The following is a 12,142-nucleotide window of genomic DNA, read 5'->3' as shown; positions in this document are numbered from 1 at the left end:
ACACCCGCCGCCAAAGGTCAGCCTTTTGGCTGCGGAAGTTCCGGCTGCCAGCCGCCGCCCAGCACCTTGTACAGGCTGACGGCGTTGCTGGACTTGGCCAGGCGCGTGGTAATCAGGCCCTGCTGGGCCGAATACAGCGCGCGTTGCGACACCAGCGCGTTCAGGTACGAGTCCGCACCTTTGCGATAGCGTGCCTCGTTGATGGTGTAGCTTTTCTCAGCAGCCTGCACCAGCGCCTGCTGCGACGCCAGGCGATCATCCAGCGTGCCGCGCGTGGCCAGTGCATCGGCCACTTCGCGGAACGCGGTCTGTACCGCTTTCTCGTACTGCGCCACCGAGATGTCGCGGTCCGCCTTGGCGATCGTCAGGTTGGCGCGGTTGACGCCACCGTCAAAGATCGGCAGGTTGATTTGCGGCGCAAAGCTCCAGGTCGACGAACCCGCCTTGAACAAGCCAGACAAGGTGCGGCTGGCGCTACCGCCCGATGCCGTCAGCGAGATGCTCGGAAAGAAGGCAGCACGCGCCACGCCGATATTGGCGTTGGCAGCGCGCAGCGAACGTTCTGCTTCCTGTACGTCCGGACGTGATTGCAGCAGGTCCGATGGCAGGCCGGCCGGAATCGCGGCCAGCTGCGATACTTCGCTCAGATCACCCGACGGCAGCAGGTTTTCAGGCACGGCGCTGCCGACCAGCAGCGCCAGCGCGTTCTGGTCCAGCGCCACTTGCGCGGTGTAGACCGCAGCGTCGTTACGTGCGGTTTCCACGCTGGTCTGCGCATCGTACATATCGGTGCCAGCTACGACGCCGGAAGCAAAGCGCTTCTGGCTCAGTTCATACGTGGTCTGCTGCGACTTCAGGGTTTCCTGCGCCAGTTTCAAACGCTGCTGGTCAGCGATCAGCGTCATGTAGGCATTCGCCACTTCCGACACCAGCGTAATCTGCTGCGCGCGGCGCGCCTCTTCTGTGCCGAGATAGGTTTGCAGACCGGCTTCCGACAGGTTGCGCACCTTGCCGAAGAAGTCCAGCTCATACGACGCCATCGTCAGGCCGCCGCTGTACTGGCGGTTGATCGCCGCTTCGCCGGTGCCGGTCATGGTTGATGGCGTGCGCGACGCGCTCTGGTTCACATTGGCCGACAGCTTGGGCAGCAGCGCTGCCGTGTCGATGTTGTACTGCGCCTTGGCCTTCTCGATATTGAGCACCGAGACGCGCAGGTCGCGGTTGTTGGCCAGCGCCAGCTCGATCACCTGGCGCAGCTTTTCATCGGCGAAGTATTCGCGCCACAGGATTTGCGATACCGGCTTGGCATCGGCCGCTGCCGCAGGCACGCCCTTGTAGGCATCCCCCGCAGGCCAGGCCTGCGCCACCGGTTGCGCCGGACGTTCATACACCGGCGCCAGGCTGCAGCCGGCCAACATCGCCAGCGCCGCCATCGTGAATAAAGACTTTTTCATATTAATGCACCTCTACAGTTGCTGGAGCAGCCTTCTTCGGCGCGAAGTAGCCACGCACCAGCACAAAGAACAGCGGCACGAAGAAGATGCCCAGGAAGGTCGCCGACAGCATCCCACCCAGCACGCCCACGCCGATCGCGTTCTGGCTGCCGGAACCGGCGCCGCTGCTGATCGCCAGCGGCAGCACGCCCAGGCCAAACGCGATGGAGGTCATCAGGATCGGACGCAGACGCAGCTTGACTGCCTGCAGCGTCGCTTCTTTCAACTCGATGCCCTGCTCTTGCAGCTCCTTGGCGAATTCCACAATCAGGATCGCGTTCTTCGCCGACAGGCCAATCACGGTCAGCAGGCCGACCTGGAAGTAGACGTCGTTCGACAGTTTGAAGCCCCAGGTTGCCAGCACGGTACCGACGACACCCAGCGGCACCACCAGCAGCACCGAGAACGGCACCGACCAGCTTTCATACAGCGCGGCCAGACACAGGAACACAATCAGGATCGAGATTGCATACAGCTGCGTGGTTTGCGAACCGGAGTCGCGTTCCTCGGTCGACAGGCCGGTCCACTCGTAGCCGATACCCGGCGGCAGTTGTTCCGCAAGCTTTTCGATTTCCTTCATCGCCGTGCCCGAGCTCTGGCCCGGTGCCGGCATACCGAGGATCTCGGTCGATGGCAGGCCGTTGTAGCGCTCCAGGCGTGGCGACGCATAAATCCACTGACCGGTGGTGAAGGCGGAGAAAGGCACCATCTGGCCATCGGCATTCCGTACAAACCACTTGTTCAGGTCTTCCGGCGTCATGCGCGATTCGGCCGCACCTTGCAGGTACACCTTCTTCACACGGCCGCGGTCCACGAAGTCGTTGACGTAAGCGCTACCCCAGGCGGTGCTCAGCACCTTGTTCACATCCGCCACCGCCAGGCCGAGGGCAATCGCCTTCTGCTGGTCAACAGTGATCTTGTACTGCGGCGTATCTTCCTGGCCGTTAGGACGCACGCCGACCAGCACAGGGCTCTTCGACGCCATGCCCAGCATCTGGTTACGTGCGGCCATCAGCGCTTCGTGACCGACGCCGCCGATATCCTGCAGCTGCAAGTCGAAGCCGCTGGCGTTACCCAGTTCCAGCACCGCAGGTGGCGCAAACGCAAACACCATCGCATCCTTGATCTGCGAGAAGGTGCCCATCGCGCGGCCCACAATTGCGTTGACGCGGTTGGCAGCGCCCGGACGCTCAGCCCAGTCCTTCATGCGCACGAAGGCGATGCCACTGTTCTGGCCATTGCCGCTGAAGCTGAAACCAGCCACGGCGAACACGGAAGCCACGGCATCCTTCTCTTCGGTCAGGAAGTGGTTTTCGACTTTCTCGATGACCTTCAGCGTACGCTGTTGCGTGGCACCGGTCGGCAGCTGAATCTGCGAGAACAGCACGCCCTGGTCTTCTTCCGGCAGGAAGGAAGTCGGGAGGCGCATGAACACTACCGCCAGCACGGCAACGATCAGGCCATACACGGCCAGCGAACGGCCGCCGCGGTTCAGGATCGAACCCACGATGCCCTGGTATTTTGTGCTGCTGCGGTCAAAGGTACGGTTGAACCAACCGAAGAAACCTTTGTTGGTCATGTGGTGACCTTTTTCCACCGGCTTCAGGATGGTCGCGCACAGCGCTGGCGTGAAGATCATCGCCACCAGTACGGACAACACCATCGCCGACACAATCGTGATCGAGAACTGGCGGTAGATCACACCGGTCGAACCGCTGAAGAAGGCCATCGGCACGAACACGGCCGACAGCACCATCGCGATACCCACCAGCGCACCACTGATCTGGCTCATGGACTTGCGGGTCGCTTCCAGCGGCGACAAGCCCTCTTCCGTCATCACGCGCTCAACGTTTTCCACCACCACGATCGCATCATCGACCAGCAGGCCAATCGCCAGCACCACGGCAAACATGGTCAGCGTGTTGATCGAGTAGCCCAGCGCCGACAGGATCGCGAAGGTACCCAGCAGCACCACTGGCACCGCCATGGTTGGGATCAGCGTGGCGCGGAAGTTTTGCAGGAACAGATACATCACCAGGAACACCAGGATGATCGCTTCCACCAGCGTCTTCACCACTTCTTCAATCGACAGCTTGACGAATGGGGTGGTATCGAAGGCCACTACGGCTTTCAGGCCGTGCGGGAAGTTCTTCTCCAGCTGGGCGACTTTGGCTTTGACGGCGTTTGCGGTTTCCAGCGCGTTGGCGCCGGTAGCCAGCTTGATCGCCATGCCGGATGCCGCCTTGCCGTTGTAACGGGCCAGGATGTTGTAGGTTTCGCTGCCCAGCTCCATGCGGGCGACATCGCGCAGGTGCACGGTGGCGCCATTGGTGGACGTCTTGAGCAGGATGGCGCCGAATTGTTCGGCGGTTTGCAGACGGCTTTGCGCGGTCACGGTCGCATTCAGCTGCTGGCCGGCGACGGCAGGCAGGCCGCCCAGTTCACCGGCGGAGACTTCCGTGTTCTGCGCGGTGATGGCGTTGGAAACGTCGGCAGGCGTCAGCTGGTAGCTTTGCAGCTTGGCCGCGTCCAGCCAGATACGCATGGCGTATTGCGAACCGAAGTTGGTCACGTCGCCCACACCTTCCACGCGCGAGATCGGATCAATCACGCTGGCGGCCACATAGTCGCCAATGTCGGCCTGCTTCATGGAGCCATCTTCGGACACAAAGCCCAGCACCATCAGGAAGTTCTTGGTGGCCTTGGCAACCACCAGACCTTGCTGCTGAACGGCGGCCGGCAGCAGCGGCGTGGCCAGCTGCAGCTTGTTCTGCACCTGCACCTGCGCGATGTCAGGATTGGTGCCGCTCTTGAAGGTTAGCGTGATGCTGACGCCACCGGTCGAATCGGACGACGAGGACATATAGCGCAGGCCATCGATACCCTTCATCTTCTGTTCGATGATCTGGGTAACGGCGTCTTCCACCGTCTTGGCCGAAGCGCCTGGATACGAGCCGCTAATCGAGATCGATGGCGGAGCGATGCTTGGATACTGCGATATCGGCAGGCCGAGAATCGCAATCACGCCCGCGAGCATGATGACGATGGCGACCACCCACGCAAAAATCGGGCGATCAATAAAGAAACGGGACATGTGCTATCTCCTTATTGCGCGCTCTTGGCGTTTGCTGGCGTTGCGCCACCGGCGGTGGCCACGTTGGACGCCGGCTTGGCGACGTTGGCCGGTGCGCCCGGCTTCACTTTCTGCACGCCTTCCACAATCAGCAGATCGCCGTCATTCAGGCCGGACTTGACCAGCCACTTGGCGCCCAGCGTACCGCCGGTGACCAGGATGCGCTGCTCGACCTTGCCTTCCTTGTTCAGCACCAGCGCAGTAGCTTCACCTTTGGGATTACGGGTCACGCCCTGCTGCGGCACGGCGATGGCGTGTTCATTGACGCCGCTGTCGATCACTGCACGCACAAACATGCCAGGCAGCAGATCGTGCTTAGGATTCGGGAACAGCGCGCGCAGCGTGACGTTGCCGGTACCCGGATCAACCGTCACGTCGGAGAATTGCAGCTTGCCGGCTTCCGCATATTTGGTGCCGTCCGACAGCAGCAGCGTCACCTTGGCCTGGCCGCCATCTTTTTTCAGGCCGCCAGTTTCGATTTCGCGCTTCAGGCGCAGCATGTCCTCGCTGCTCTGGGTGACGTCAACGTAGATCGGGTCCAGCTGCTGCACGGTGGTCAGCGCAGTGGTCTGGTTGGCCGTCACCAGCGCGCCCGGCGTGACAGCCGAACGGCTGATGCGGCCACTGATCGGCGCGTCCACATGGGTGTAGTCCAGGTTGATCTTGGCCTGTTCCAGCGCGGCGGTGGCCGATTCCACATCGGCCTTGGCCTGCTCGTGCGAGGCGACGGCGTCGTCGTACTCTTGCTTGCTCACGCCTTCAATCGCCACCAGATCCTTGTAGCGCGCCACTTTCGGCGCGGCGGTCATCAGGTTGGCCTTGGCCTTGGCCAGTGCCGCCTTGGCCGAGTTGTAGGCCGCCTGATAGATAGCGGGGTCGATCTGGTACAGCGCCACGCCGGCCTTGACGTCGGCGCCTTCAACAAACAGGCGTTTCTGAATCAGACCATTGACCTGCGGGCGCACTTCAGCCACCTGATAAGCGGCGGTGCGGCCCGGCAGTTCGGTCGTGATTTGCAGCGCTTCCTGCGCCACTTTGAAAACGCCCACTTCCGCCACCTGCTGCTTGTGAGGTGCTTCGGTCGTGGATTTGGAGCAACCGGCCAGGACGGCGATTGCGGAGAGTATTGCTGCGGCGCCAGCGGTCCGCAGCAGAGGTTTTTTGCAGAAAAAGGCTTCCATGGAGTGAGCTTTCTGTATAAAAATTAAGCACAGACGATAGAATGAACGATCATTCTAATTAAGTCAAGCAACTTTCTTGTGCAGCGCGGCAAAGTTAAGCGTGGTTTAAGCTGACGATTTTGTCTATGACACCGCTATACGCCCAAGGCCCGGTGCTACAATCAGATAATTTCTGTGTGACATCATTTCGGCCCACCAGCGCATGCCTTTGCCGTCTTCCACCAGTACTTCCCGCCCCCGCCTCACCACCCTGGTCACCATCGGTGTCAGCGCCACGGTGCTGCTCACCGTGCTTGCCCTGTTGGTGCTGGTCGATCATTTCGCCATCGACTACGCGCGCCGCGAGGCCGAGCAACGCTTGCAGCAGCTCTCATGGCAAATGCGCGATTCGCTCAACGGCGTGGTGCGCAAGGCCGTCGGCGACGTGCAGCTATTGTCCGAGCTGCAGCAGGTGCGGCAGACACGCTCGCCGGACGAAGTGCGCAAGGTGCTGGAAAACCTGCAAAAGACCTTCCCCGATTACGCCTGGATAGGCCTGGCCAATCCGGACGGCACCGTGTACGCCGCCACCCAAAGCCTGCTGGAGGGCGTCAACGTCAGCGAACGTGACTGGTTCAAGGGTGGCCAGGACAAGCTGTATGCGGGCGACTTCCACCCCGCCACGCTGCTGGGCAAAAAACTGCCGGCCAGCGCCGACCCATGGCGCTTTGTCGATGCGGCCGGCCCGGTGTACAGCCCGGACGGCACCTACCGCGGCGTGCTGTGCGTGCACATGAGCTGGGGCTGGGCACGCCGCATGGTGCAGACCATCTTCGCGCCGGCGGACCGCCAGTATTCAGCCGACATTTTCGTGGTGCGCGGCGACGGCACCGTCATGCTCGGCCCGCGCGGCATGGAAGAACAGAAGATCACCAGCGACAGCCTGACGCTGGCGCGCAGTGGCGCTTCCGGCGCCTTGCAGGAAACCTGGGCCGATGGTAAAACCTACCTGACCGGCTACGCGCGCAGCGGCAATCCTGAAGACGCGGCCACGCTGACCTGGTCGATACTGGTGCGCCAGCCGGAAGAACTGGCACTGGCCGGCGCCCGCGCGCTGGAGCGCCAGATCCTGCTGCTGGGCGCGATCCTGGGCTCCGCAATGGCGATTGCCTCCGCGATTGCGGCACGCCGCCTGACCCGGCCACTCAACGCACTAAGCCGCGCGATTGAAGGCGGCCTGGCCACGCCGGGCGGCGCCACGCTGCCCGAAATCCGCCCCAGCGACAGTTATCACGAAGTGCAGGTGCTGTCGCGCGGTCTGGCCGAAATGCTGCGCAACGAACAGCTGCATGTCGACGAGCTGCAAAAGCTGAACGAGAAGCTGGAATCCACCGTGGCCGAACGCACGCGTGAAATCGCCCGCAAGGCCTTGCAGCTGGAGCGCGCGCTGGCGCAGGAACAAAGCACGCAACAGCTGCTGCAGGAACGCGCCGCCGAGCTGCGGGCGATTCTGGACAACGCCCACGACGCCTTCATCGCGCTCGATCCGGGCGGCGTGGTGCGCGAGTGGAATCTGCAAGCGGAAAAACTGCTGGGATGGCAGCGCAAGGAAGTCATCGGCCAGCCACTGGCCGCGATGATGCTGCCGCCGCTGCTGCGCCGCGCCTACGAACGCGATATGCGCCTGCTGGCCGAGAGTGGCGACAGCGCTGCCTCGGTCCTGAGCCGGCGCGTCGAACTCGCCCTGCACAACCGCGACGGCAAGGAGCTGCCGGTGGAAGTCTCGCTGGCCTACGTGCCACGCAGCAGCGGCCACCTGTTCATCGCCTTCCTGCACGACATCAGCGAACGCAAATCGCTGTTCGCGTCGATGGAAGCCATGGCGCTGCGCGATACGCTGACTGGCTTGCCCAACCGCCGCGCGCTGATGCAGGCCCTGCCCGAAGCCCTGCGCCGCGCCAACCGTTCGCGCCAGAGCTGCGCCGTATTCTTCCTCGACCTGGACCGCTTCAAACAGGTCAACGACCGTTACGGCCACGATGAAGGCGACGAGCTGCTGCGCCAGTTCGCCGAACGTGTCGGCGCTGCAGTACGCAAGACCGACACTGTCGGCCGCCTCGCGGGCGATGAGTTTGTCGTCATCCTCGAGATGCTGCACAGCGACGCCGATGCCCAGGAAGCCGCCGACAAATTACTGCCCATATTGCAGCAGCCGTTTGTGCTCAAGACCGTAACGGTTACCCTCAGCGCCAGCATCGGCATCGCCATCCACCACCCCGATGATCCACAGGATATCGAGATGCTACTGGGCCGCGCCGACCGCGCCATGTACCGCCACAAGCAGCAAGGCATACAACAGCGCGCACGCCGCTGATACGCGACATTACACGGCACTATGTACGCTATCGTACATCTCCAGTCTGCCAACTCCAGTAGCATCCAGAATAACTTTTGTTTCGTTTTGGATGCTACCCATGGAAGAGCAAAACAGCCTGACTACCGATTTTCTCGCCACCGGCGTGCCGGGCCTGGATGCCGTATTGGGCGGCGGCCTGACACGGGACCGGCTGTATCTGGTGGAGGGCGAACCAGGCACCGGCAAGACCACCCTGGCGCTGCAATTCCTGAACGAAGGCGTGCGGCGCGGCGAATCCACGCTGTACATCACGCTAGCCGAAACCGTCGTGGAATTGCGCAGCGTAGCGCAATCGCATGGCTGGAATATGGATGACATCCACATCGAGGAAATCATCCCTGACGAAAAAATACTGGATCCGCAACAGCAGTACACCATCTTCCATCCTTCGGAAATTGAACTGGGCAGCACCACCCAGCGCCTGCTGGCCGCCATCGACAAATACCAGCCACGCCGCGTGGTGCTCGATTCGCTGTCCGAGCTCCAGCTGCTGGCGGAAAGTCCGCTGCGCTACCGCCGCCAGGTACTCGCGCTCAAACAGTATCTGAGCAGCCGTAACTGCACCACCATTTTCCTTGATGACCGCACGGCCCTCAGCACCGACCTGCAAGTGCGCAGCGTGGCCCACGCGGTGCTCACGCTGGAGCTGGCCGATCAGGCCTATGGCGCCGAGCGCCGCCGGCTGCGCGTGGTCAAATACCGCGGCGTGCAGTTCCGTGGCGGCGCCCATGACTACAAGATCGTCAAGGGCGGCCTGCATGTCCACCCTCGCCTGGTGGCTGCCCATAGCCGCTCAGACAACCAGCGCCGGCAACTTTCCAGCGGCATGCCAGCACTCGATGCCTTGATCGGTGGCGGACTGGAAGAAGGCATGAGCACCTTGATCACCGGTCCATCCGGCACCGGCAAGTCTTCGCTGGCCGCCCAGTTTGTGTATGCCGCCACCCAGCGCGGCGAACGCTGTGCCATGTTCCTGTTTGAGGAAGCACGCAACAATCTGCTGAACCGCTGCACCAGTCTGGGACTGCATCTGTCGGGCGCCATCGACAACGGCCTGCTCAGCATCCAGCAGATCGACCCGGCCGAACTGTCACCCGGAGAATTTTCCACGGCCGTCATGCAGTCGGTGGATGATGGCGCGCGCGTCGTCGTCATCGACAGCTTGAATGGCTATCTGAATGCCGTGCCGGATGAACGCTTCCTCGTCATCTACCTGCACGAGCTGCTGACCTATCTGGGCCAGCGTGGCGTGGTCAGTATCATCGTCGGCGTACAGCAAGGTATGCTGGGAATCGGCATGACCAACGCCGTCGACGCCAGCTACCTGGCCGACAACGTCATCATGCTGCGCTACTTTGAAGCCGATGGCGAAGTCCGTCAGGCCATCTCCGTCTTCAAAAAACGCGGCAGTTCGCACGAACGCACCATCCGCCGTTTTGAAATTGGCACCGATGGCCTGCATGTCGGGCCGGTGCTCAAAGATTTCCACGGCGTCCTGACCGGCGTGCCCACTTATCACGGCGTCGTTGGCGGCGCATCGACTGGTAAGTGACCATGGAAGCGCGCATCCTGATTTACGCGCCCACCGGCCAGGATGCACCGCTGGCCGCCAAGGTGCTGGCCATGGCCGCCATCGACAGCCATGTCTGCGTGACGTTGGCGGACCTGGAACAGGAACTGGCGCTGGGCGCCGGTGCGGTACTCACGGTGGAAGAAGCGCTGGCGCCGGGCGCTTATCAATTGTTACAAAGTTGCGTTGCAAGCCAGCCCGATTGGTCCGACTTGCCCATTATTTTATTGACCCATAACGGCGCTGACTCGCCCAGCGTGCGGCAAGCGGTGACGGGATTGGGCAATCTGAGCCTGATGGAGCGTCCGGTACGCACCCTGACATTGATCACCGCGCTGCACGCCACGCTACGCGCCCGCAACAAACAATACCAGGCGCGTGAAGCGGCACGGCGCAAGGACGAATTCCTCGCCAGCCTGGGACATGAGCTGCGCAATCCCTTGGCGCCTATCCGAACCTCGGTCTCGCTGCTGACGCACCTGTATCCAAACGCCGCACCGGTAGCGCGCATCCGCGACATGGTCGAACGCCAGGTACGCCTGCTCACGCGCCTGGTGGACGACCTGCTCGACGTGGCGCGTATCACCAGCGGAAAAATCAAGCTGCAAAAGCAGCTGGTGCCATTGGCATCCGTGATGAACCACGTGAGCGAATTGTGCCTGCAAGCGGCGGACGCCAAGCGCATCCACATTGCCTGGCAACTGCCGCCGGACGAATTAATGCTGAATATCGACTACGCGCGCGTGGTGCAGATCTACGCCAACATCCTGTCCAACGCGGTCAAGTTCACGCCGCAAGGCGGCCATGTGGTGGTACGTGCCGGTGAGGATGAAGGTGGCCTGCTGGTCAGCATACGCGATGACGGCATTGGTCTCGATGCGGAAACCATCCCGCGCATCTTCCGCATGTTCGAGCAAAGCAAAACCGTCAATGGCCAGTTCTCCAGTGGCCTGGGCATCGGTCTGAGTCTTTCGCGCGAGTTCGCTGAAATGCATGGCGGGACCGTAGAAGCCTACAGTGAAGGCCCGGGGAAAGGCAGCGAGTTCGTGATTCGCTTACCGGTGCTGGATCGCGGCGATACGCGCCAGCCCGTTCCGCTAGCGCAGGAAGCAGGCACGGACGGCCATAAAATGCAGGTGCTGGTGGTGGACGACAACCAGGACGCCGCCGATTCATTGACAGCCCTGCTGGAGATCGACGGCTTTGACGCGTATGCCGTGTATGACGGCGCCGCCGCCATCACCGCCGTTGAAAAACAGGCGCCCGATATGATCATCATGGACCTCGGCATGCCTGGCATGGACGGCTATGAAACCGCGCGCGCCATCCGCCAGATGCCGGGCGCCGAACGCATTCTGCTACTGGCCCTGACCGGCTGGGGCCAGGGCGATGCTCGCCGGCGCACCATGGAAGCGGGCTTCGACCATCATCTGGTCAAGCCCGTCGAACTGGAGCAAATCGTCCGCCTGGCTGGCGCGCGGCACAACCGCGACCAGGTCCAGGCGGCGCGCTAGTTACTGCGGCTTGACGTTGACGACCGCGCCAGTCAGGTACAGATCGTTGGTGCCTTCGAATGCCGAGTCAGTGCCCAGCACGATCCAGAACTTGCCGTCCATGTCGGCCTGCACCGGGATCACCTCGTCCGACTTGCGGGTGGCCTTGCCGTAAGCGGTGCCATCGCACTCCAGTCCATCGATACCCTGGCGGCCCAGCACCTTGCCCTGTTTGCCCGAGTTGCCCTGGTCGCCGTGATCGAAGTTCAGCACATAGCGGCCGTCGCTGCCCTTGACCAGCTTGGGCTCGAAATCAATCGCCGCGCCCACCATGAAGACGGCCTCGCCCCGCGCACCGCCAACACCCATGCAGCCATTGGACGCGCTGGTCACATAGCTCATTTCAATGGTCAGGTTGTACTTCGCATTCGGCACAAAGCCGCTGAACTGGCGCTTGGCGTAGGTGAACACGTCATCGCTGTTGTTATGCGATCGCATGTAGTAGCCCATGCCCGTGAATGGCACCGGCAGCTTGGACCAGCCAGCGCCGGTTTCAGTCGGTTCAGTACCATCGTGGTAGTCGGCCACGCCAGCGGTCCAGCCATCAATGCCCTTGTTGAAATCGATGGTGATGGTGGACGCAGTTGGCGTCGGCGCCGGCGCTGGAGCCGGCGAGCCAACCGGCTGCTTGGTGGAGGTGTTGTCGGACCCGCCGCAAGCGGTCAGCGCGAGCGCCAATGCCAGCGCGGAGATGCTGGTGTATTTCTGCATATTGTTTTCCCCTGGTGATTTTCGCGACGCTCTCGTGAAGCGCCGAAGCGAAGTCTACGGAAAACTTGTAAAGACAAAAAAGTAATTTGTAACCGGTGGTAAGTTA

The 12,142-nt window shown here is 62.1% G+C and carries 7 protein-coding genes; 3 read left to right on the top strand and 4 right to left on the bottom strand.

Annotation, left to right across the window (positions count from 1 at the left end; genetic code table 11):
- Positions 1-17: 17 nt before the first annotated feature.
- Genes adeC through GTP58_RS01530 form a run of 3 tightly spaced genes read right to left on the bottom strand, consistent with a single transcriptional unit; the run spans position 18 to position 5,807 of the window.
- Positions 18-1,454, bottom strand: a complete 1,437-nt coding sequence (gene adeC / locus GTP58_RS01540; protein WP_161076007.1) for an AdeC/AdeK/OprM family multidrug efflux complex outer membrane factor — start codon at positions 1,452-1,454, stop codon at positions 18-20.
- Position 1,455: 1 nt separating this feature from the next.
- Positions 1,456-4,587, bottom strand: a complete 3,132-nt coding sequence (locus tag GTP58_RS01535; protein ID WP_072780938.1) for an efflux RND transporter permease subunit — start codon at positions 4,585-4,587, stop codon at positions 1,456-1,458.
- A gap of 11 nt (positions 4,588-4,598) precedes the next feature.
- Entirely contained in the window at positions 4,599-5,807 is a 1,209-nt protein-coding gene (locus GTP58_RS01530; protein WP_161076006.1) for an efflux RND transporter periplasmic adaptor subunit, read from the bottom strand.
- 202 nt (positions 5,808-6,009) lie between these two features.
- On the opposite strand from GTP58_RS01530, the gene GTP58_RS01525 reads away from it, so the two are divergent.
- The 3 genes from GTP58_RS01525 to GTP58_RS01515 all read left to right on the top strand — a co-directional run bounded on the left by GTP58_RS01525 (position 6,010) and on the right by GTP58_RS01515 (position 11,286).
- A complete protein-coding gene (locus GTP58_RS01525; RefSeq protein ID WP_161076005.1) occupies positions 6,010-8,160 on the top strand; it encodes a diguanylate cyclase domain-containing protein in 2,151 nt (716 codons plus the stop codon).
- Between the two features lie 100 nt (positions 8,161-8,260).
- Entirely contained in the window at positions 8,261-9,754 is a 1,494-nt protein-coding gene (locus tag GTP58_RS01520; protein ID WP_161076004.1) for an ATPase domain-containing protein, read from the top strand.
- 2 nt (positions 9,755-9,756) lie between these two features.
- Positions 9,757-11,286, top strand: a complete 1,530-nt coding sequence (locus GTP58_RS01515) for an ATP-binding protein (protein ID WP_161076003.1) — start codon at positions 9,757-9,759, stop codon at positions 11,284-11,286.
- Here GTP58_RS01515 and GTP58_RS01510 read toward each other — a convergent pair whose 3' ends face one another.
- Positions 11,287-12,036 (bottom strand): hypothetical protein, encoded by a 750-nt coding sequence (locus GTP58_RS01510; RefSeq protein WP_202413452.1) that lies wholly within the window; start codon positions 12,034-12,036, stop codon positions 11,287-11,289.
- Positions 12,037-12,142: the final 106 nt, after the last annotated feature.

The sequence above is a fragment of the Duganella sp. CY15W genome, from assembly GCF_009857555.1.
GTDB classification, from domain to species: domain Bacteria; phylum Pseudomonadota; class Gammaproteobacteria; order Burkholderiales; family Burkholderiaceae_D; genus Rugamonas; species Rugamonas sacchari.
Note: the sequence above shows the minus strand (reverse complement) of the source record. Positions and strands in the feature narration are given on the sequence as shown.